Here is a 21,971-nt window from a genome sequence, read left to right as displayed (position 1 = left end):
CGGCCACCAAATCGGCATCTCATTGCATCAACTATCGTTACCGACAGCACTCCACACTCGGCGGTATCCAGGCCAAACCGACAAACTCCTCCCGTGAAATATTAATTACATTGAAAAGCAGCGCCAGATCCCGCCATTCATAATTGCGCGCGATATGACTATGAGTAGCATGCAAAGCAACTGCCACGGAATAAGAACCCACGCCTAGATTGGCGGGAAAACCGAAGCGATATTCCACTACCTCTCCAGCCCACAGAGCCTCAAGCTTACAATCCAAATAATGAGTATTAGTACCGAAAACCGACTGCCCCAGGCGATCCTTGATCATGTATCCCATAACCAACTCGGGAATATCACGATTGATTTTAGCCCTTATGCGTAATGAAACCGGCTCACCTACAGGAATGAATTCGACGAGTTCTCCTGCGGCATTGTGAAGACTGACCGACTCTATGCTGGCCTCACCGCTGCCGGAGCAAGTCTGAACGCTACCATCCTCGATTTTTCGAATTTTTACAGTAGTATTTTCCTTTTCAGCGATTATGGCGTTGTAGAAATCCATAACCTCTTCAGGCTTTCCATCCTTGATCACCGTACCGCCCTCCAAGAGGATGGCTCGATTGCATAGTGACTGGATTGCACCTCGGTCATGAGAGACGATCAACAATGTGGTCCCCTGCTTCTGGAATTCACGAATGCGATCGAAACTCTTGTGCTGAAAGTAACTATCGCCTACCGAGAGAGCCTCATCAATGATAAGAATTTCTGGGCGGAAAGCGGTTGCTACAGAAAAAGCCACACGCATTTGCATCCCGCTCGAATACATACGTACAGGCTCGTCGAAGTAATCACCGATCTCGGCGAACGCTTCGATTTCACCCATCGCCTGTTTGATTTCATCGGTATTGAATCCCATCAATCCAGCCGCGTGATAAACGTTCTGTCGTCCGGTCAACTCGGGATTGAACCCCATTCCCAATTCAAGAATGGCAGCGACTCGACCATTGATCTGTATAGCGCCTTCCGTAGGATGCAAAGTGCCAGTGATCATCTTTAACAGAGTCGATTTGCCGGCACCGTTCTGGCCGACGATACCAATAGCCTCGCCGGGCAAGACGGAAAAGCTGATGTGTTTGAGCACCCAATGCTCTTCGCTCGGCTTTACCGGCAGAAAAAACCAGCGGGCAATACGCTGCCATTCGGAGCGATAGGTCCGGTAGGACTTGCCCAAGTTGTCTATGACAAGCAGGCTCATAGGGCATCCACCATTTCCGGAGTCGATCGACGAAACATGAACAGACCGATCAACATCAGACCGATCGCCAAAGCCACAGTGATCAACACTTGCTGCAGATCCGGCGCTTTACCGTAGACAAGAATGTCGTGGTAGGCAGTGACGATGGGGTACATGGGGTTGGCACCCACAGTACCTTTGAGTTCTTCGGGAATGATACTCACCGGGTAAACGACCGGGGTGAACCAGAACCACACCTGAAGCAGGATGGGAATCACCTGGCCAATATCGCGCACGAAGACATTGAGCACACCAAGAATCAGGCCTATGCCGGCTGCCAAAGCCACTACTGCGAGGGTGAGAAGGATCAGCCAGAACATCTGAAAGTTAGGGGTCTGTCCAAGCACAGCGAATACAACCAGCATGGCAATGAACAGCAACAGGTTATTCAGCAGGCTGGAGCCAACCACGATCACCGGCAATGTGATGCGTGGGAAGCGCATTTTCTTCATTAAATTGCCCTGATCGATGAACAGCGTCAGACAGCGGCCGATGATTTCGGCGAAGAGGCTCCAGGCCAGCATGCCCGCCATCAGATAGAGGGCATAGGCATACTTGCTCTCGATCCCAGGCAGTTTGGCTGCCAGCACGTTGGAAAGGATCAGGGCGTAGATCGCCACCTGGGCGAGCGGATTGATGATCATCCATAGCCCGCCAAGACGACTGCGGACGAAGCGAGCAATCAAGTCGTTGCGTATGGATGAAACAACAAAGCCTCTGTACTGCCAGAGACTGCTTAAGATACCGAGCATTGCTTACTCCTTCCTTGGGTACTCAGCAGCAAGGTCATAGCAATCAGACAGGGTTTCTGAGCGAGAGTTCTATACCAACAATTTAAAAGCTTGCCCGAAGCGCAGCCCGGTAATAGACACGGCTAAGTTTTTTATGGCGATGAGTGCTCTGGGAATTCTCGCATTGTATGCGCTGCCTGAATCTTCACTCTCAGAGAGAACCTAACAAAACCTATCGCCGTCACTTTGAACGAAAGGGGTGGAAGGTCGCTTGTCTGACGTTTTGTTAGCAGCCTAGGCCAATCGAGCAGGACTGAAACTTTACTCCCAATTCATTTTTAGCTTAAGAGCGATTATCCATACGCAACTCAGCCGTCTATAACCGAAACTGCCTATACAAATGAGCAATAGCTCTGTGTCTGCAGTGCATTATCGCACATTTGCTGCACACCAAGATTGCTTATCAACCCCCCCTCTCACAGATAGTGCCTGCGAGGCTTAACAGGCGGTCCTACCTCATTAGGTTAGCGACATGTACATCGAATAAATAGCGCCAAACAATCTGAACCTTTACTACTTTGAAATTACTCGCCAATCATAGCTCTCGCCGAGTGCATAGACCTGGAAGTAAGCGATAGCTTTATGGGCTACTTACAATGGCCGTATCTTTATCTGAATACTATGCCTGAGCCTCTCTAATGGCGCCTCGACAGCATAGTAAAGGAGTCCACCGAAGATAATAGAACTGAAAAAACCGACAATCATCCAAAAATAACTATCTGGATACTTGTTTGCAAGCGAAACATAGAAATACCAATGAACAAGGTATACTGAATAGCTGAACATCCCCATCTTCACCATAATTTTGCTTTTCAATAAGCATCCCAAAAATCCTTTTCCATCAACCAAAGCAACAACGAAAAGCCCCCACACAGCGCTAATAAAAACATGTTTATCCTGAGTCCATTTATCCAGAGGCATATCAAATACGATATTTCTCACAACAGGACTTACACAGACCATTGCAAAAATAACAAAAATACCAATCACGCTTGCCATTCTTGCAGAAATATATCCTCTAAAAAAATCGATTGATACAGCACAATAGCAACCAATGGTAAAGCTGGATAGATACCAGGATGTAGATATGCTATTCTCGGGTGTATCGTAATATGGTCGCACGCACTGCTGAACCAAGACAAAGGTAAAAGAGAAGACGAATACAGCAAAATTACCGTATTTATTTCTAATAAAAACAAAAAGAAACGCAATAAAAGGGAGAATCAAGTAAAACTTGAACTCCACTGGAATCGTCCATAGGTGCGCATAACCATAACTTAGAGTTATTGCATCCAAGAGATCTTTTGCATTACTCACCCCAGCAGTCCCGAGAAGATAATAGAGACAGAGGACGAGAGCAAACAGAGGAATAATTCTTAAACACCTTCCAAGGGCATAACTAAAAATCTGGAAGGAATCAAAGCCGAACTTATCAAACTTACTTGTCAACAGGAAAGCACTGAGAACAAAGAAAAGCCAAACACCTACCTTGCCCATGCCAGCCAATGCCATATATGTAGAATTAAAAAACATGGCAACAGCATGGGTACATAGTACTATCAGGCAAGCTAGCCCTCTAATACCATCTGCTCCCTCGAATCGCATACTACATTCCACCTTTATCAAGAGACGGCGACTGTACCATTTCACCGGTAAGGGCTCCAGAAGCCCATGACTGCCAAGTGCGTCGATGGCGTATCACTCGTTTCTTTGCCTGTACAACCCTTGATGGCTTGGATGTACGAGAACATCAACGGCAATAGTCCTAAAGGCATGGACAGCCAGCAGCCGTTGGATGCGATGGCCGACAAGCCAAACATCCAGTCTCACTAGTTCTTCTGCCTCAAATTCCCCTTAAAGTCATGAGTGAGCGGATGCTCAAGTATCATGAAACACCCGCTGCACTTTAGTAACTGTGTTGCCCTCAGCTCTTGTAACCACTAATGGTCACGCTGCCTATCCTTGTAGATAATTCAACAAAACCAACTCATGATTAGATGAACTGCCCCAGGCATCGAAATTTCTGATTCGTCCCAGCTTCTTATAGGCACTACCCTTTTCAGCCATGACCAACTCAATCAAAGGCCAAGCAATCTGTAACGGGGATGCTTGCAAAGCTAAGCGCTTTTTCAGTTCGGAATAATGCTCAGAGAAATGCATAATCCCCCGACATATTTCATTACTAATCACCATTAATTCGTCGGTATTACCCCTGCCCGCATCTAAAACAGGCTCGACCTTGCCCTTGGCAAACTGCAAACCGATCACAGAGTGATGCGGCGCAGAAAAGAACAGTTCTACAGCCACCCGATTGGCATAAATGCTCGCAATGGTCGACTCAGAGGTGTTGGCAGCCGTCACCATGGCCGACATGCGCTGAGTCTTCTCACGTCGCAGACGTTCGGGCGTATCCGCCAGACAGAAGTAATAACCGAATACCTCTAGGTCCATCAGCGGACGAACCGCTTGTTCGAATGCTTCCTGAGTTGTACCGCTCCATCCCACATCGACCAGCGCCACCCGGCTTCCCGGCTTCAGTCCAACCTGCTTGAGATATTGGTACAACGCACGGCGGTTGCGCTGACAGGCTTTCAGGATTTCCCAGCGGTAGGCGTACAAGAAGCTGCAAATTTTCTCGTATAGAGCGGGGCTGACACGCACATCGGCACCCAATCCCAGATCCGCCATGATCCTCGGTGATGGCGGCTGTACACCTATACGCTCCAGGAGTTCATAGGGCGCCAGCCCATCCCCCCCCCGAGAGCAGAAATGGGAAAAACTGGCTGAAATTATCGGTAGTGATAGCGGCTAACGTATAAGCCGTACGTGAGCCAAGGAAATAACAAAAGTCCGGTAGCTCGCAATTTCCTTGCGCTCGGGCTATGCGTTCAAGCGCATAGCCGTCGCGAGAGAGGAAGAGTACATGGTCAATGCCATCCTGACGGGCGCGTTCCTTTATCCACTCGAGGAATCCCAGATTCGCAGCGCCCCCATAAAGGAAGCCAAGTTCCTCATAGGAATTCGGCTCGATATCTCGAGCTTTCGTCTGCAGCAAGCCATGCCCGATGGAAGTTGCGAGGGAAACATCTTTCTTGACGTCACGTAAACGACTAGCTCGATAATGAAAAGTCATCAGCCCTTTCTCGCGAGGGCGCTTTACATCGGCCAGTTCGTTATCTCCGATATGAAGAATTTCCCTTGGCTGCATTTCCAAACTGCCGGCGAGAATATCGAATATTTCACCGGCATCTCGTTTGGTCGCATTGCAATCTGCAGATATGAACAGAGGGACACAATCCAATCCGTAAGGCCGGAGCGCCTCTTTGAAGAAATCAGCCGTCAGGTACATATCCGAGGTGATGACTACTGGCTTGCCACTGTCGAGCAGCGTACGGAACAGCGTGAAAAGCTCCGGGTTCGGCTCTATCAGGGCCAGCTCCAGTTCATATTCGGCACGCATCAACACATCGGCGGGAATGCCCGTTTCTGTGAGACAGGCGTAAATGTTCTCCAGCGTGATTTCCTTGCGTCCCGAGTCCAGCATACGGCGAAAGGCCTCTGCCTGCGCAGCGCGCCGCTTGTTGCGGAAGTCGGGTATGTCGAACTGACGACCGAGGATGTCGAAAACATCCTCGGGATATGCCAGCGGACGAACGAAAAGCGTATCGAAAAAATCGAAGGAAATCGCCGCGGCGCTTTCAATCAAGCTTTGAAGATCATCGCTATGACGAAAAGGAGCTCTTACAACAGGTACTTCAAGCACTTCACTGTCGTTCCTGGTCATCCCCTCCATCATGCGGGCACCTCGAAATTGATTCCGTTAGGGTGCAGGTTCGGATTATGGAAGGGGTCGTATTGGAAAAAGGTCGGATGCATATTGTAGAGACGCCGAAGTTCGCTCTGCAGGCGCGCCAGCTTGACCGGGTCGACATGGTCGAGGCCCCGGCTGACCGATTCATGGTGAATCAGCGTCACGGCCTGGCACACCACGTTGTAGTACCCCTCTTCGACGCTGCGCATGCATAGCTCGATGTCGTTGTAGGCCACCGGCAGGGTCTCATCGAAACCACCCAGTGCCTTGAACTTTTCGGCTTCAATCATCAGGCAGGCCCCGGTGACGGCTAGCCAGTTGTACTCCAGCAGATTGCGCATGAAGTAACCAGGGTGATAGCTTGGAAGACGAAGGAAGGCATGACCTGGACCATTCTCAAGATTTAGAACACCTGCATGTTGGACTTCAGAGCCACCAGGATAAAGCAGCTTGGCCCCTACCGCACCGATATGTGGGAGTTGAGCATACCCCCCAAGACGCTGCAGCCAATCACTACAAAGCACTTCGGTGTCATCGTTGAGGAATAGCAGCAATTCGCCCTTTGCATTCCTGACACCGATATTGTTCAGCTCGGAAAAGTTGAAAGGGGCATCATGCCGGATAACCGTCGCCAGTCCCTCTTCCTACAGTTCCTTGAAATAGGCAACAGTTGAGGGTTCAACGGAACCATTATCTAGAACAATTATTTCTAAATCACGATAACTACTCTTTTCCTGAATAGAATCAATGCAACGACGCAAAACGGAACCATTATCCCGAGTTGGGACGATGATGGAGACCAACGGCGAACCTTGCAGGTGATAATTAACGCGATAATATCCCGGAGCCTGAGAGAGTGGCTCCAAGCTAGCTTTCAAACCACGACGTGCCAAAGCCTCCATTCGAGCACGGCGAGAAGCGTCAATTACATAAGGTTTGGCGGCAAGATCCGACGCAACCGAGGCAGGAATAATGCGCCAGTGGTAAAGCACCTTGGGAATATGACTGATACGGTCGGTGTGCTCGGCCACGCGCAGGACGAAATCCCAATCCTGACAACCATCGAACTCAGAACGCAGCCCCCCCACCTTGCCCAGCAGACTGCGGCGAACACAGGACACGTGGCAGGTGTACATGGTGCTCATCATGGTATCCGGGGACCAGTCCGGCTTGAAATGCGGCTGGATATACTCGCCTTGCTCGGTGAGCTTGTCTTCATCGCTATAGATGAAGTCCGGATTTTCCCGATTGATGCACAAGGCCAGCTCATACAGGCAGTCCACGGTCAATTCATCATCATGATCCATGAAAACGATGAATTCGCCCTGTGCAGCCTCAAGGCCCACATTGGTCGCACCGGAGATCCCTTTATTGCTGTCCAGACGTAATACCTTGATTTTCGGATGGTCTATCTGGGCTAACGCCTTACGTGTTTCTTCGGCAGGACTGGCATCGTCAGCCAGAATCAACTCCCAGTGTGGATACCACTGGGCTTGTACAGATGAAAGAACGGCATTCAGCAACTCGGGCGTTGTGTTGTAGACCGGAACCACAATGGAAAACAAAGGCGCGGAATCCAGGGCAGCAAGTTGGGCATCTAAATCAGCAGGGCGTTGCGGCTCGATATATGTGTAACCTCTGGATGCAGGGGCGAGCTCATAGCCCCCCTGTGGATGGCGCACCAGAGCGGCCGGCATAAAAGAACTCACTACTCCGGGCGAGACGGGGGCAGCGGTGGGAGCGGCAGGGACTGAAGGGGCAGAGAACGTTGGAACCACTAACGGCGTGGGCACCGAAAGAGTTGCCAGATAGTGTTGATAGCGTACCCGCGCCCTTAAACCATTCACCCCTTCTCGACGCCAGACCCTCAGCACCTTTTTCGCCAAAGCAAACCAGGACTCGTTCTGTAGTTGACGGCGGGCAATAATCTGTATGTCTTTGGCTTTGCGCTTAATACGGCCTATGTAGCGCAGGTGAGAAGTCATGCGCCAACTAGTGGACATGTAGAGTGCCTGCAGCGTTGCCTGCATGGCCGCGACCTGTCTATCTCGATCCTCGACCACAAGCTTTAGGGAATGAGCCTGTTCGCAGTGCCAGGCCATTTCCTTATTCAACTTGTCAATTTGCCCACCTTGGGCTGACACCGTCTGGCTTAGGCCTTGAATCTGATTATCGCGCTGGACTATGCCGGCGTTGAGGCTTGCGATCTGCTCTTCTTGAGCAACTACCACCTGATTCAAGCCCTGAATCTGTTTGCCGCAGTCAGCTATGTCTGCGTTCAGGCTTACGATCTGCTCTTCTTGTGCAGCCACCGCCAGATTCAAGCTCTGAATCTGGTTGTCCCGATCGGCTATACCAGCGCTCAGACTTACGATCTGTACTTCTTGGGAGACTACCGTCTGATTCAATCCCTGAACTTGAACATCACGATGAGCGATGGCCTCATTCAGGCCATTAATTTGCCCCGTCTGAGCAGCCACTGTCTGGCTCAAATCCCTGATCTGGTTATCACGCTCAGCAACAACAACGCTCAGGCCATCGATCTGAGTGCCCCTGCTCGCGATTTCCTCTTCTTGGGCCGCAATCTGATTAGTGCATTCGTTAACACGAGCCTCGCATTGACCGGCGTAATGCAAAATCGTGTAGTTCTGTCTGAGTCCTTCTTGCAACCTTGTTAGCAATGCATCCAATTCCGGCGAATCAAGTTCCACCTGGTCAGTAGCCATTTGTAACAAAGCACTATAAAGCTCCTCCACATGTGGGGAGACCGCTTTATCCAGGCGCAAATCAGCGGCTTCAAAACGGGTATGCCGAAGCCCCTCTTCCAGAAACTCCTCTCTGTATTCGGCAAACGCTTGGCTCTCCGCATCGAATGGCAACCCTAAAGCCTGGGCAATACGCTGCAACTGGGTGGCCGGCTCCTCCATAAGCAAGTCATAACTTACTACGATGCGAGGTTGATTTTGCGTCCCCGATAAGCTTGCCAGCGTGTGCTCTAGCCACAACTGATAAGCCTTCTCCAAAGCGAAACCATCCCGCTTTGCTAAAGAGCGAGCCACACTCATAGGGTGGCGACAGGCAATTACATAGCTGACGTGAATATCCAGATGATCGAAAACACTGAGCCAGAAAGGTAGCAGCCTTGCTATTCGAGGATCTTTCAACCCGAAGCAATCGATAGCCGATAACTTCTCCCTCAATAATTGCACCGCACGCAGCTTGAATGCATCAACGAGTGGAAGATTGAAGTCGCCAGGCAATACGGGAGTCAAACTATGCCAGTCATGACCTAGCGCATCAAGCAACTCAATATTGAGTGCATTAACATCAGCATCTTCCCAAAAGCCTTTTGCATTGACATTTAGGTTGGGAGGAATCAAATCCCCCCCAAGCTCAACCCCCAAAACCTGCAAGCTTCGGGTGATTGCGCTAGTACCGCTTCGATGCATACCCAGCACCACAACAATAGTTTTTCGTCCCATATGCGTAATCTTTAATTAGTTGAAATAATGAAGTCTGGGACACACTTGAAATCCACCACACCGGTAGCCGTCTGATCTGCTGTAGGTAGTACACGGAACAAACAGGCATCCAATAAACGGTGCAAATACGTCTCGCCTTGCCCAGTCGAGCCCAAGACTCCCGCATTAAGAAAATAAGTACCCGGATTCAGGTTGCACTGAAAAGCAAACTCGACCTGCATGGTCGATCCTTTATCCACGTAAGGAACGGCATCTTGAAGACTCACAGCGCTGGTTGCACCGCCGAGTTCAACGCCAGCCAATGTCTTGATCATCATGCCAAACCGTACGCCGGTCGCACCTATGGCAAAGCTTACTTGATAGGTGTAACGGTATGTCTGGCCGCGCTTCAGACAGTTGACGACTTTACCAGCGAGATTGAGGATTTTCGGGCTCTCGATGAGCACGCCATGGGACTCATACGCCAGCACGCTCTGCGATTGCAAATTAGGATCATAAAACTCCTCCAGCTCGGGGGTCACATCTTTGGCTACCTTACTTTCCATCAGCAAGGCTGGAGAGTCGGTTTCAATAATTTCTCTATGGCTATCCCCACTAATCGCTGCACGAATAGCCTCGACCTTGTCGGCAGGCGCATATAGTAGTTTCTGATACTTGCCGATGATTGATTTGGGTGCTCCCTCTGCCAGTTTATCGCCCCCATCCATCAAAATAGCGCGATCACATAATTCAATGACTGTACTACCAGCATGAGATACAAAAAGAATGGTAGCCCCACTCGCCTTGATTGCTTCGATACGCGCAAAGCATTTACGCTGAAACAACTCGTCGCCAACCGATAGCGCTTCATCGACTATCAATATCTGTGGATCGACATTAATAGCCACGGCAAAGGCCAAGCGAACCATCATCCCACTGGAATAGGTCTTGACCGGTTGATCGATGAAATCTCCAATTTCGGCAAAAGCCTCTATTTCAGCGAAACGCGCGTCGGTTTCCTCTTTCGATAGCCCGAGCACAGCGGCATTCATGTAGACATTCTCACGTCCGCTGAAATCTGGATTAAAACCCGAGCCTAACTCCAGGAGGGCAGCTATCCGCCCATTGGTTCGTACCTCCCCCGCAGAAGGCGTCAATGTGCCACAAATGATTTGTAGCAATGTGGATTTGCCGCTGCCGTTACGCCCGACTATCCCGACTGTTTCACCCTTTTCTATGCTGAACGACACATCACGCAAGGCCAAAAATTCTCTATAAAACTTCCGACCACTGCAGCTAAGCATCTGTAGCAAGCGATCTCGGGGCTTATCATAGATATGGAAAGATTTACTGAGATTCTTTACCACAATTGCCACATCAGAGCACATCGGAAAATCCTTTGCGGGTCTTTTGGAACCAAGCAAATCCAGCCCAGAATACAATCAGTGCTACAGCCGTGTAGCATAATAGCCCCTGAAAGTCAGGAGCCCGCCCCCATATTAGAACATCCCGAGCTTGCTCAATGATGAAAGTCAATGGATTCGCCATAATCAGCGGTTGAATTTCTTCCGGCAAGCTTTTCATCGGAAAAAACACAGGCGATAGAAACATCATGACCATGGTTATAATGGATATAGCTGGGCCTATGTCCCGCATGAAAACGCCGAACGAAGCCAAGAACCAGGCAACTCCCAACCCCAACAACAAAAGAGGCAGCATGACTACTGGAAACAACAATATATTCCAATGTGGCACGTCAATAAAAACAATATAAGCCAACAACCACACAACCAAACTAGCCAGAGCATGAAACAAGGCTACATTCGCCGTGACCACAGGAAGTATTTCCAAGGGAAACACCACTTTTTTCACATAGTTCACGTTACCAGTGATCAAGTTTGGCGCACGATTCAGAATCTCAGCAAAAACCCCATGTACGATCATGCCCACGAAAAGCACGATAGCAAACATAGCTTTGCTTTCCTCTCCCCCTTCAGGGGAACCGCCCCAACGCGCTTTGAATACTACCGAAAAAACGAAGGTATAAACGCAAAGCATTAACAGCGGATTAAGGAAAGACCACCCTAACCCCAAAAATGAACCTTTATAACGACCAATCACTTCACGCTTGGTCATTTGCCCTAATAACTGGCGGTGTTTCCACAGACTGTGCACTAAAGTAAGCAATGATATTGATTGCGCAGCATGTGGATTCATGCAAACACCCCGGCATTAGCACTCTCTTTGATAAAGAACCTCTGCTTATAGCCTTCGAGCCCTTGCAGATTCTCCAAACTGCCTGCATAAAGCAAATCATCTCGACTCATAATCGGCTTATCATTAGTCGCCGGCCAATCCAAAACAAGACACACCCTAAAGTATCCAGCGCCACCTGCAGGCAAGATGGACATATTCTTTAAATCCTCCTAATGCTAACGGCAACGACTAAACCGATATTACCCAACAGGGTTTGCCGATATAAGCCCGCTTTCTTCAACGAATAGATACGCCTTAACAACAAACCACTTTCACGGACCTGCATGAACAGTCTGAGTGCAGTTCGATTATTACTCGTTAGCCACTGGTGACTATTGCTTAGTGCATACAGATTATGCCGATTCCACTCTCTGAATGTACCAGCAAGCATTTTTCGGATGCGCACCAATCTATCAGCTAGTCGGGTATTAGAGCCAATCAGATTCGCCCCATGTTGCCGGTAATCGAGCGTAGGCTTCGGGTCATAGAGAACTGCTCCCCCGCAACCGCTTACCAGCAAATAAGCTAACCAGTCATGAGAAACGATATATGTGTCATTCGGTATTTGAGTTAGCAATATCCGAGCTGCATTGTTCAGCATCATGGTATTGGCCCCAGCCAAACTTTGGACCAAAGCGTTACGGAAGCTCGGTTTCCTAGTAAACAAGGGCGAATAACCTATAACCTGCCCCAACGCATTGATCAAGCGTGTTCTTGAGCAATACAGGGCAGGCATATTCAATGGTATATTCGATATGTTCTTCAGACTTCTAGCTAGCTTATCGGCAAACCAGACATCGTCCTGATCGCAAAAAGCAAAATAATCTGCTTGAATTTCCGAATTATTAATCAAAGACATGAAATTCTTGGCAAAGCCTTGCTGAGGGCCAGCATAAATGACCAAACGATCTTGGCCGAACCGCTTTCGGTAGCTTTGCAAGACCTCTAAAGTTTCATCATTTGAACCATCATCCGAGGCATGAATAATCCAGTTCGTATGGGTCTGCCGCTCAATAGAATTCAGCTGTGCACTCAAGAACTCTGCACCATTATACGTACAGAGCAAAATTGCCACTTGGGCAGATGAAAAGCTGCTTTCTGCTGGCGCCATACTTTGGCGGCCTAGCGCATCCGACTTTAGTTGCTTGGTCACATAACTCAAGACGATTGGTCCTACTGCTAGCCACCGTAAACCATGATCATACTCTTGTTGACGAGATGACCTTGCAAGCCATAACGCTCAACCGAGCTCGTTTCATTAGCAAGTAATAGCCTCTCATTTATGCTCCAGCACACAACCCTCACTTCCCCTCATTAATAAAATCATATACAACACTGCAAGCGCCTGCGTAGGCTCTTCCCTAACTGCAGAATTTCGTATAGATCGCAAGCTTTTTCTAAAACTGAGCGATTGAGCAAACCACCAAGCAAATAGGATGTCCTGATTCTTGTGAGTACAGAGCCATCAATTGTCATTGAGGGCCTGTGTGAGCGCCTAGGAAGCAGGGATTAGGAAGGACTAACTTCATAAGTTTTTTACTCTGGCACTGCTGCCGAGAGGGCCAAATCCTACTGCAACCAAGATATTTTTCTTATCCCTCTAACAAGACTTACTCTGCATACAGAGACAAGCCTTCTGTTCGGGCACATCTAACTCACTGCAGGAACTAAACTGTATTCCAGAATTTTCTCCGCATTTTATACTGAAAAATTCTCTACTTCCGATGATATGCAGCACTTTCTTTCCAGCCTAAATCAGCTCCATGGCCATATACGTCCGCATGTATGCCTTCAGGGCCTAGGAAAACACACTAGCTAGATACTCCTTCAGCTGTTCGCTTGACAGATGCTCATAATACTACCTCCTCAGATTACGCACCTGAGAAGGATTCAGTTCGACCAGTGCTTCTTATGAGAAAGCCAAACCCGACAGGGGAATGCCAAGGGGCGTCATTACAAAACTGCCTGACCCCTTCTTTCACGAGAAGCGCTACAAGGTCCGAACATGTTTGGACCATACCGCCATCATTCCGGAGCATTACGCCTGAATGCGCGAGACTCTTCGCTGCGGGCCAGCCATACGTTGACGCTTTCTATCGTTCTCTCCGACAGGGCTCCAGCCCAACGGTTTAGCACCAACAGATTGGTCATGAAATCATACTGGGCCTTGAGCAGATTACGCCTCGCCTCGTATTCGTTCTTTACACTGGTCAGCACGTCGACTGAGTTCACCACTCCAAACTGGAAGCCTCGTTCGGAAGCGATAGTAGCCTTTTCCGCTGACTCGAGCGCATTGCGTGAGGCGCGGACTTTTTCCACGCTGGATTGAGCAGTGAGGTATGCGTTGGTCGTTTCCTTGACTACTTGGCGCCGCATGGCCTCCAGTTCCTGCTCCGCGGTGATCTGGTCGCCATGCAATGCACGAACTCTCGCCGAGGTAGAACCACCGCTGTAGATCGGCACCTGTACGCCTAAGCTGGCCACGTAGTTATCGTAGCGAGGGGTCATGCTGTTGTCATAGCCAACGTTGCTGCGCAGGCCGCTGAGATTGAGGCTAAGAGAAGGATAATGACCTCCCTTGCCCTCTCGTAGGGCTGCATTGGCTGCCAGCAGGGCACTCTCTCGCGCTTTGAGAGCCGGGTTACTGGCGAGGGCACGATCAACCCACGCCTCCAAGCTCTCCGCAGGAACCTGCAACTCGATATCTTCACGCACGCGACCGAGCCTTTCACTCACCGGCCGGCCGATCAGCTCGGTCAGCTCCTGGCGACTGAGTCGCACCTGATTTCGTGCTTCCACTTCCGATGCTGCCAGCGTATCGACACGCGCCTGTAGATCAAGGACATCGGTGATCATTGCCATCTGCTTCTTGTACAGGGCGTTGACCTGATCCAGGTTTTTCTGCGTGGCACGGCGTTCGGCCATGACCAGCTCCAATTCATCATCCGCTGCCAAGGCGGCGAAGTAGCGCTGGGCAAGATCGACAGTCGCTTCGGAAAGAGCATCTTCGGCCTCGGATACCCCCTGACTGGCTCGCTCCTTGAACTTCTGATAATTCTCCCAGGCCGCCTTGTTGTAGAGGTGCTGGCTCAAGGAAATGTTGTAGCGCTCATTGTTGTAGTACTCGAGGGGCAAGCCCTTGGAGTCCCGCCGGTTACGGTTGAGAGAGGCACCGGCATTGATCTGCGGCAGCAACGCCCCCAAGGCCTCGCGCTGGCGATCCTTGCCAGCCTGGGCCTGGGCGTAGGCAGACAATATGCGAGGGTCCTCAAGACGAGACTCCCGATAGAGCTGCATCAGATCAGATACATAATTAGAAGCTTGCACCCCAGTATCAGTACCTGAAGGCTCAGCGTGAGCCTGCTGAACCAACAAACCCAGCATTAAACCGAGGATCAGGAGCACGGCTCAGTCCTCTATCATGGACTTGGCGACCAGATTGCTCGCTGGCTGCAGCAGGTACTGCAACATTGTCCTTTCACCGGTACTGATCAGTACTTCAGCCGGCATCCCCGGCAGCAACTTGAGCCCACCTAGCATCTTCAAACCCTCCTTGGTCAAGCCGACTCGAGCCAGGTAGTAAGGCATTCCCGTCTCTTGGTTTATCAGGCGGTCGGCGGACACCTGGGAGACCACGCCTTTGATAACAGGAGTGGTAGCACTATTAAAACCATTGAAACGAATATCAGCTGATTTGCCCACTTCTACGCGATCGATATCCATAGGTGAGACCTGGGCTTCAATCACCAGGTCGGATATAGACGGCACCACATCCAGCAACGGCGTTGCCGGACTGATCACCCCACCAATGGTATGCACAGTCATGCCGAGGATCATGCCATCCACAGGTGCACGGATCACCACGCGACTCAGGCGGTCATCCAGTGCGGACAGTTTTTCTCGCAGGTCAAATACCTGCGTCTGGACCTCAGCCAGCTGATTGACGACCTTGGAGTTGAAATCCTTGTTGAGCTGCAAAATCTGCAATTGGGTTTCGCTGATCTGCAGTTTGGTCTTGGTGATCTCGGATTGGTGATCCGCAACTTCCGATTTGAGTTTGTCCAGGTTGCGCTCCTGCTCGATCAGCCGCTGCTTACCGACGAAGCCTTCTGCAAGCAGCTCGGTCAACTCACCGATTTCCTTTCGATAAGATCTATCAAGACTGTTTTTAGTGCCGATCATGGTTTTCAATCCGTTGATTTGCTCGCTCAACTGCCCGATACGCTGCTCCAGTACAGCAATTTCGCCCAGGCGCGCACCGCGACGAGCATTGAATACTTGAATTTCGCCATTCCGAGCCTCACGGGCTCGTGGGCTATCCAATTCGAGCATGCCGGAGAAATCGATCTCAGCTAGGTCGTCGCGTTCAGCCCTTAGTCTCGCCTGAATCGCTTGAGCAGCGATAAGCTGGCTTTTGATCATTTCGTACTCAGCGTGGATCTGGGTATCATCCAAGACGATCAACGGGTCGCCGACCTTGACTATATCGCCATCACGCACAAGCAGGTCTTTGACAATTCCCCCCTCGAGATGCTGCACGGTCTTGCGATATGTTTTCACTGTCACCACACCGGGAGCTAGAGCAGCACTATCCAACGGCGCAAAGATGGCCCATGTACCGAATAGGCCGAATGTCACAAGTACAATGATGAACCCAAGGAGCCGCGTCCGATGATCGGAAACAGGGATGCCTGCAAAAGTAGTATCGAGTTTGTCGGTAGCAGAACTCATCACAATTCCCTTTTTCTAGCTCTAGGCCGTCTTATCAGTGGCGGCTTGGATAGCCTTGAGCTCAACTGCCTGTTGCTGCGCCGTCGCCTGGTGTTGGGCACTGATTTCAGCCAGAACCTTTTCTCTCGCCCCCCAAAGAGCGATCACGCCATTGCGCATCACCAGCAGGCGATCCAGTTGGGTCAGGATATTGGTCCGATGAGTGATGATGAAGATGGTCGCACCACTGGCCTTGATCTGGGCAATGGCGGCTGCCAGAGCACGCTCACCGACATCATCGAGGTTGGAGTTGGGCTCATCGAGAACGATCAGCCTGGGTTGGCCATAGAGGGCTCGTGCCAAACCGATACGCTGGCGTTGCCCTCCGGAAAGATTGACCCCGTCACTTCCGATGACGGTGTCATATCCTTTAGGCAGTTGCAGGATCATTTCATGCACGCCAGCAGCCTTGGCGGCCTGGATGACCTTATCTGGCTCTACCTTGCCAAAGCGGGCGATATTTTCGCTGATGCTGCCTTCGAATAGTTCAACGTCCTGCGGCAAATACCCTACGTGCGCACCGAGCTCTTGCTTATTCCAGTTGTTGATATCGGCTCCATCAAGGCGTACTACGCCATGCTGAGGAAGCCAGACCCCGAGCAAAGCCCTGGCGAGAGTTGATTTTCCCGAAGCGCTAGGGCCGATAACGCCCACGACCGTGCCGGCACAGACGGCAAAGCTGATGTTTTTGATGATCGGGGTACTAGAGCCTGGAGCGGAGACGACTAGGTTCTCCACTGTGATGTTTCCCTCCGGCGCGGGCAATGACATGCGCTCTGGCTCGGCCAACTGCCGCGTGAGAATTTCGCTGAGACGGGCATATTGAGATCGAGCAGAGATAAACCCCTTCCAACTGCCAATCATCAAGTCGATCGGCGCCAGAGCCCGCCCCAGAAGCAGAGAGCCGGCGATCATGGATCCCGGATTGATCTCCTGCCTGATCGCCAGATAAGCCCCAACCCCGAGGATCAGCGATTGGACCAGCAAACGAAAGGTCTTTGAGATAGAAGTTATCAGCCCCCCTCTATCACTGGCCTGCGACTGTAGCAACAGCACTTTCTTCTGACGCAACGCCCAGCGCTCCATGAGGGATTGCAGCATCCCCATCGACTCGATCACCTCGGCGTTGCGCAGATTCTTTGCGGTATAAAGGCTTGCAGAGATGTTCTGCTTATTGGCTTCAGCCAAAGCTGCGCCAGTGAGCTTCTCGTTCACAATAGCCAGACACAGCAGGACTATCGCGCTGGCAACGGCAACCCATCCATACCAGGAGTGAAAGAAAAACATGACGCCGACATAGACCGGCAACCAAGGGGCATCGAAGAAAGCGAAAAGACCGTTCCCGGTCAAAAACTGACGCAACCCGGTCAGGTCGCTGAGAGGCTGGGCAGAAGCATCCATCCCTCCGCTGGCTAATGCTCGCTTGAAACTCGCCCGATACACATCCCGACTAAGCGAGATTTCCAGCTTGGCACTGACCCGGACCATGATACGTGAGCGTATCAACTCCAGTGCCCCCATGGTCAGCATCAGCATGACCATGATCAGTGTAAGCATCACAAGCGTAATCGTGCTGCCGCTCGTCACTACTCGACCATACACCTGAAGCATGTAGAAGGACGGAACCAGCATTAGCGCGTTGATAAAAAAGCTGAAGAAGCCCACTGAAAAGAAACTGCTCTTGCAGGCCTTGAGGGCGGCATGCAGGCTGTTGTCATGGGCACCGCGCATAAAATCATTCCATTTGATGGAGTTAAGCGAAACGCGCGGCACGTTAGCACAGGTTGCCCAGACGAAAAACTGCAGTCCCCCATCACCCGATGAAATTGAGAGGTTTCAATCAGTTCTATTCCACTGGGGTTCCAGTCCCCTCACGCAATGGGATGGAGTGGTGCGAGCCAATAAGATAGGAACAAAGCCTTTCCTCAAGTCGAGTCCTCCTATTCGGCTGTGCCCGCTATCCGGGAGCAAGGCAGCGTTTTCACACGCAAAAGTTATTTGAGGAGAGGGAAATCAGACTAGGGGCTAGTGATACAGCTTCATCACTCTTTACGTACACTCGTCAATGGTAGGCTCAGCCGATGCTCGCGATTCAGCATGGTCATCAACAAGGTCACACGCTCTTCCCCATCCATCGCCAGGAAGATCGCATCCAGCTCAGCAAAGCTCCCTTCGGTTATACGGACCCTGTCTCCGGCCTCCAGCAGGGGATGAGGAGCAGTCTCGGTACGCTGGCGTAGTTGGACGATGAGCTCATCGCTGACAGGCAAGGGAAAGCCGCCGAAGCCAACCAGGCGATTGACTCCGCGAGTCGAGCGCAAAGGTGCCCAGTTGTCGCTCTGGGCTAGCTGGATAAAGAGGTAGCCGGGAAACAGGGACTCAACGAGAACATGGCGCCGCCCACGGACCATCCGCTCGCGCTGATATTGCGGCCGAAAACAGCTGAAACCCTGTCGGGCGAGGTGTTCTTCGGCTCTCACATCCTGACGGGGCTTGCACTGTAGGAGGTACCACGCCCTCCCCTCATACTGGCCATCCGAACCTTTCGTTACAGGAATTTCCATAATCCTTATCACCTAGCCTTGGCCTTGCCCATCCCGACCGCAAAAGGGATCTCAGCAGCCGAAATATCTCATCGAATGATCATTAGATAACGTGCATGTGTCTCACAATGTCGCTCGCCCCAGTAAGTCTAGTAGCCCCGAAACCCTAGGTAGCAACACGCCCTTTCTGCTTGAGGGCCTAAGGATAGGAGTCAACGATGCCAGCATATAAAAGCTCCGGACGGAAGAAGAGCTCCGGGCCACTCGGTTTGGCGTGATACATGGAGCGAGGAGGTATGCTTTTAGCCAGGATTCTGCGTATTCAGACAAAAGCGTGGACTGTCATTTAGCCCGTTCTGCCACATTCTGCTCCGAGCGCATAGCCAGTTCTTTCCGACACTCGGCAAGCTGCCTCTGACGAGAGACCAATTGCATCCTCATCCGCCCATAGAGCATCAAGCCCAAAACTGGCGAGACCACCATTCCCAGCAACAAAGACAGCATGACAAAAACCGAGATAGGCAACTCAGGCGTTGACCAACCGAACACGATGAGACTGGCCGCTTGGCGATTCTCCAGTATGAACACCAACGTGCCCACAGCCACCAGAAAGAGAATCAGCCCTGCCAGAACGCGCTTGATACCGCGCATAAAACCACCTTCTTAAATTACCGACTCGTCTTCATTAACACGATCACGCAATTCCTTCCCTGGCTTGAAATGAGGAACGAACTTGCCATCTAGACGAACGGTTTGTCCGGTTTTCGGGTTTCTCCCGACGCGAGGCGCGCGGTAGTGCAAGGAGAAACTACCGAATCCACGAATTTCGATACGATCGCCAGTAGCCAACGCCTGGGCCATCTGCTCCAGCATGGTCTTGATAGCCAGCTCCACATCCTTTGCGGAGAGCTGCCCCTGATGAGTGACGATGCGCTCGATCAACTCCGACTTGGTCATAGTTTTCCCTTCTTTTTCAAGCGGCTAGATCAACTGAGTTGCCTGGTTTTAGCATGCTGAACAGCTTTTGAACAGCCTGAACGGTATCACCGCAATTATTAGCAGCAAAAACAGGCAGGCGCTCACACCGAACAAAACTATCCCAGAGCCAGGAAGAGAAATCAGACCTTACAGCGGGTATCACGAACTCAACCACCTCATACAAGGCAGACTCATACAAAGCAGATCGCGACTCGAAAAGAATTGCTGACGATTAATGGACGAACAATGAAAAAGGGCGACCGAAGTCGCCCTTTTCTTTTTCTGCATGGATCCAGGCTTAGCCCTGGTTTTCCATCTGAGCACGGATCAGATCACCGATGGTGGTCGGACCAGTGGTCTCAGCTTCCTGCTTGCTACGCAGTTCCTTGATAGCGTCCTTCTCTTCTTCAACATCTTTCGATTTGACGGAGAGACTGATCACACGGCTCTTGCGGTCGATGCTGATGATCTTGGCTTCGACTTCATCGCCTTCTTTCAGAACATTGCGAGCATCTTCGACGCGATCGCGGCTGATTTCAGAGGCCTTCAGTACGCCTTCGATGTCGTTGCCGAGATTGATGATTGCACCCTTGGCGTCAACTTCCTTCACGGTGCCGCGCACGATGCTACCTTTTTCATTGAGCGAGGCGTAGTTGGAGAACGGATCGTCCGCCAGCTGCTTGATGCCCAGAGAAATGCGCTCACGCTCCGGATCGACGGAAAGGATGACGGTATCCAGCTCGTCGCCTTTCTTGAAGCGACGCACGGCTTCTTCACCCGGCTCGTTCCAAGAGATGTCGGACAGGTGGACTAGACCGTCGATGCCGCCTTCCAGACCAATGAAGATACCGAAATCGGTGATCGACTTGATGGTGCCGGAGATGCGGTCGCCCTTGTTGTAGCTAGCGGAGAAGTCTTCCCACGGGTTGGACTTGCACTGCTTGATACCCAGGGAGATACGACGACGCTCTTCGTCGATGTCCAGAACCATGACTTCCACTTCATCGCCGACCTGGACGACCTTGGACGGGTGGATGTTCTTGTTGGTCCAGTCCATTTCGGACACGTGCACCAGACCTTCTACGCCTTCTTCCAGCTCGGCGAAGCAGCCGTAGTCAGTCAGGTTGGTGACGCGGGCCTGCACACGGGTGCCTTCCGGGTAGCGCGCCTTGATGGCGACCCACGGATCTTCGCCCAGCTGCTTCAGACCCAGGGAAACGCGATTGCGCTCGCGGTCGAACTTCAGCACCTTAACATCGATCTCGTCACCAACGTTGACGATCTCGGACGGATGCTTAATGCGCTTCCAGGCCATGTCGGTGATGTGCAGCAGGCCATCCACGCCACCCAAGTCGACGAACGCGCCGTAGTCGGTGAGGTTCTTGACGATACCCTTGACCTGCTGGCCTTCCTGCAGGGACTCCAGCAGAGCCTCGCGCTCGGCGCTGTTCTCGGCTTCCAGCACGCTGCGGCGGGAAACGACAACGTTGTTGCGCTTCTGGTCCAGCTTGATGACCTTGAACTCGAGCTCTTTACCTTCCAGGTGGGTAGTGTCGCGCACCGGACGCACATCGACCAGGGAACCCGGCAGGAACGCGCGAATACCGTTGATATCGACGGTAAAGCCACCCTTGACTTTGCCGTTGATGACACCCTTGACGACTTCTTCTGCCGCGAAAGCCGCTTCCAGAACGATCCAGCACTCGGCACGCTTAGCTTTTTCGCGGGATAGCTTGGTCTCACCGAAGCCATCTTCCACCGCGTCCAGCGCGACGTGGACCTCGTCACCCACCTTGATGGTCAGTTCGCCCTGCTCGTTGTAGAACTGCTCAACCGGGATGACGCCCTCGGACTTCAGACCGGCATGCACGGTGACCCAGTCACCGTCGATGTCGACCACGGTACCGGTGATGATCGCACCCGGCTGCATGTCGAGGGATTTCAGGCTTTCTTCAAAAAGTTCTGCAAAGCTTTCGCTCATGTTGATTCCTGTAAATTAGGGCGGGAAGGCGCCCATCTCCACACTCCAGACAATGTGGGGTCGTTCTCTTAGAAAGAATGCACGGG

The 21,971-nt window shown here is 51.3% G+C and carries 18 protein-coding genes; all 18 read right to left on the bottom strand.

The window, feature by feature from the left end; genetic code table 11:
- Positions 1-37 precede the first annotated feature (37 nt).
- The 18 genes from ACFOJE_RS04400 to rpsA all read right to left on the bottom strand — a co-directional run bounded on the left by ACFOJE_RS04400 (position 38) and on the right by rpsA (position 21,885).
- Positions 38-1,255, bottom strand: coding sequence for an ABC transporter ATP-binding protein (locus tag ACFOJE_RS04400; RefSeq protein ID WP_377813060.1), 1,218 nt, complete (start codon positions 1,253-1,255; stop codon positions 38-40).
- Complete coding sequence (locus tag ACFOJE_RS04395) at positions 1,252-2,046, bottom strand: ABC transporter permease (protein WP_377813059.1); 795 nt, start codon at positions 2,044-2,046, stop codon at positions 1,252-1,254. The genes ACFOJE_RS04400 and ACFOJE_RS04395 overlap by 4 nt, the downstream gene beginning before the upstream one ends.
- 630 nt (positions 2,047-2,676) lie before the next feature.
- Positions 2,677-3,690 carry an acyltransferase family protein gene (locus tag ACFOJE_RS04390; protein ID WP_377813058.1) on the bottom strand — a complete coding sequence of 338 codons (1,014 nt, stop codon included), beginning with the start codon at positions 3,688-3,690 and terminating at the stop codon, positions 2,677-2,679.
- A 351-nt stretch (positions 3,691-4,041) separates the two neighbouring features.
- On the bottom strand, positions 4,042-4,773 hold the full coding sequence (locus tag ACFOJE_RS04385) for a hypothetical protein (protein ID WP_377813056.1): 732 nt from the start codon (positions 4,771-4,773) through the stop codon (positions 4,042-4,044).
- Between the two features lie 43 nt (positions 4,774-4,816).
- Positions 4,817-5,869, bottom strand: a complete 1,053-nt coding sequence (locus tag ACFOJE_RS04380) for an HAD family hydrolase (protein WP_377813055.1) — start codon at positions 5,867-5,869, stop codon at positions 4,817-4,819.
- Positions 5,870-5,877: 8 nt separating this feature from the next.
- A complete protein-coding gene (locus ACFOJE_RS04375; protein ID WP_377813054.1) occupies positions 5,878-6,237 on the bottom strand; it encodes a glycosyltransferase family 2 protein in 360 nt (119 codons plus the stop codon).
- Positions 6,238-6,540: 303 nt separating this feature from the next.
- Positions 6,541-9,378, bottom strand: a complete 2,838-nt coding sequence (locus ACFOJE_RS04370; protein ID WP_377813053.1) for a glycosyltransferase — start codon at positions 9,376-9,378, stop codon at positions 6,541-6,543.
- An 11-nt stretch (positions 9,379-9,389) separates the two neighbouring features.
- Complete coding sequence (locus ACFOJE_RS04365) at positions 9,390-10,745, bottom strand: ABC transporter ATP-binding protein (protein WP_377813052.1); 1,356 nt, start codon at positions 10,743-10,745, stop codon at positions 9,390-9,392.
- A complete protein-coding gene (locus tag ACFOJE_RS04360) occupies positions 10,735-11,574 on the bottom strand; it encodes an ABC transporter permease (protein ID WP_377813051.1) in 840 nt (279 codons plus the stop codon). Before ACFOJE_RS04360 ends, ACFOJE_RS04365 begins: the two co-directional genes overlap by 11 nt.
- Positions 11,571-11,768 (bottom strand): hypothetical protein, encoded by a 198-nt coding sequence (locus tag ACFOJE_RS04355; protein WP_377813049.1) that lies wholly within the window; start codon positions 11,766-11,768, stop codon positions 11,571-11,573. The genes ACFOJE_RS04360 and ACFOJE_RS04355 overlap by 4 nt, the downstream gene beginning before the upstream one ends.
- Before the next feature lie 5 nt (positions 11,769-11,773).
- Complete coding sequence (locus tag ACFOJE_RS04350; RefSeq protein WP_377813182.1) at positions 11,774-12,766, bottom strand: glycosyltransferase family 2 protein; 993 nt, start codon at positions 12,764-12,766, stop codon at positions 11,774-11,776.
- Between the two features lie 872 nt (positions 12,767-13,638).
- Positions 13,639-14,997 carry a TolC family outer membrane protein gene (locus ACFOJE_RS04345; RefSeq protein WP_377813181.1) on the bottom strand — a complete coding sequence of 453 codons (1,359 nt, stop codon included), beginning with the start codon at positions 14,995-14,997 and terminating at the stop codon, positions 13,639-13,641.
- A gap of 24 nt (positions 14,998-15,021) precedes the next feature.
- Entirely contained in the window at positions 15,022-16,344 is a 1,323-nt protein-coding gene (locus ACFOJE_RS04340; protein WP_377813048.1) for an HlyD family type I secretion periplasmic adaptor subunit, read from the bottom strand.
- 21 nt (positions 16,345-16,365) lie between these two features.
- The gene (locus tag ACFOJE_RS04335; protein ID WP_377813047.1) at positions 16,366-18,114 is read right to left on the bottom strand and encodes a type I secretion system permease/ATPase; all 1,749 of its coding nucleotides are present in this window, start codon (positions 18,112-18,114) and stop codon (positions 16,366-16,368) included.
- Positions 18,115-18,425: 311 nt separating this feature from the next.
- A complete protein-coding gene (rfaH, locus tag ACFOJE_RS04330) occupies positions 18,426-18,947 on the bottom strand; it encodes a transcription/translation regulatory transformer protein RfaH (RefSeq protein WP_377813046.1) in 522 nt (173 codons plus the stop codon).
- A gap of 321 nt (positions 18,948-19,268) precedes the next feature.
- The gene (locus ACFOJE_RS04325) at positions 19,269-19,577 is read right to left on the bottom strand and encodes a lipopolysaccharide assembly protein LapA domain-containing protein (RefSeq protein WP_377813045.1); all 309 of its coding nucleotides are present in this window, start codon (positions 19,575-19,577) and stop codon (positions 19,269-19,271) included.
- 12 nt (positions 19,578-19,589) lie between these two features.
- Complete coding sequence (ihfB, locus tag ACFOJE_RS04320; protein WP_377813044.1) at positions 19,590-19,883, bottom strand: integration host factor subunit beta; 294 nt, start codon at positions 19,881-19,883, stop codon at positions 19,590-19,592.
- 319 nt (positions 19,884-20,202) lie between these two features.
- On the bottom strand, positions 20,203-21,885 hold the full coding sequence (gene rpsA / locus ACFOJE_RS04315; RefSeq protein WP_377813043.1) for a 30S ribosomal protein S1: 1,683 nt from the start codon (positions 21,883-21,885) through the stop codon (positions 20,203-20,205).
- Between the last annotated feature and the right edge of the window lie 86 nt (positions 21,886-21,971).

Origin of the sequence: Azotobacter bryophylli (assembly GCF_042643485.1) — a bacterium.
Taxonomy (GTDB): Bacteria; Pseudomonadota; Gammaproteobacteria; order Pseudomonadales; family Pseudomonadaceae; genus Azotobacter; species Azotobacter bryophylli.
This window is presented reverse-complemented; position numbering and strand designations above follow the sequence as displayed.

Bases quoted from the DNA above. Each gene is read 5' to 3' on its own strand.
- ACFOJE_RS04390 (WP_377813058.1), bottom strand. From the start codon at position 3,690: ATGCGATTCGAGGGAGCAGATGGTATTAGAGGGCTAGCTTGCCTGATA.
- ACFOJE_RS04385 (WP_377813056.1), bottom strand. From the start codon at position 4,773: ATGGCGGATCTGGGATTGGGTGCCGATGTGCGTGTCAGCCCCGCTCTA.
- ACFOJE_RS04340 (WP_377813048.1), bottom strand. From the start codon at position 16,344: ATGAGTTCTGCTACCGACAAACTCGATACTACTTTTGCAGGCATCCCT.
- rpsA (WP_377813043.1), bottom strand. From the start codon at position 21,885: ATGAGCGAAAGCTTTGCAGAACTTTTTGAAGAAAGCCTGAAATCCCTC.
- ACFOJE_RS04325 (WP_377813045.1), bottom strand. From the start codon at position 19,577: ATGCGCGGTATCAAGCGCGTTCTGGCAGGGCTGATTCTCTTTCTGGTG.
- ACFOJE_RS04375 (WP_377813054.1), bottom strand. From the start codon at position 6,237: ATGCGCAATCTGCTGGAGTACAACTGGCTAGCCGTCACCGGGGCCTGC.
- ihfB (WP_377813044.1), bottom strand. From the start codon at position 19,883: ATGACCAAGTCGGAGTTGATCGAGCGCATCGTCACTCATCAGGGGCAG.
- ACFOJE_RS04400 (WP_377813060.1), bottom strand. From the start codon at position 1,255: ATGAGCCTGCTTGTCATAGACAACTTGGGCAAGTCCTACCGGACCTAT.
- ACFOJE_RS04370 (WP_377813053.1), bottom strand. From the start codon at position 9,378: ATGGGACGAAAAACTATTGTTGTGGTGCTGGGTATGCATCGAAGCGGT.
- rfaH (WP_377813046.1), bottom strand. From the start codon at position 18,947: ATGGAAATTCCTGTAACGAAAGGTTCGGATGGCCAGTATGAGGGGAGG.
- ACFOJE_RS04355 (WP_377813049.1), bottom strand. From the start codon at position 11,768: ATGTCCATCTTGCCTGCAGGTGGCGCTGGATACTTTAGGGTGTGTCTT.
- ACFOJE_RS04345 (WP_377813181.1), bottom strand. From the start codon at position 14,997: ATGCTGGGTTTGTTGGTTCAGCAGGCTCACGCTGAGCCTTCAGGTACT.
- ACFOJE_RS04395 (WP_377813059.1), bottom strand. From the start codon at position 2,046: ATGCTCGGTATCTTAAGCAGTCTCTGGCAGTACAGAGGCTTTGTTGTT.
- ACFOJE_RS04360 (WP_377813051.1), bottom strand. From the start codon at position 11,574: ATGAATCCACATGCTGCGCAATCAATATCATTGCTTACTTTAGTGCAC.
- ACFOJE_RS04380 (WP_377813055.1), bottom strand. From the start codon at position 5,869: ATGACCAGGAACGACAGTGAAGTGCTTGAAGTACCTGTTGTAAGAGCT.
- ACFOJE_RS04365 (WP_377813052.1), bottom strand. From the start codon at position 10,745: ATGTGCTCTGATGTGGCAATTGTGGTAAAGAATCTCAGTAAATCTTTC.
- ACFOJE_RS04335 (WP_377813047.1), bottom strand. From the start codon at position 18,114: ATGCGCGGTGCCCATGACAACAGCCTGCATGCCGCCCTCAAGGCCTGC.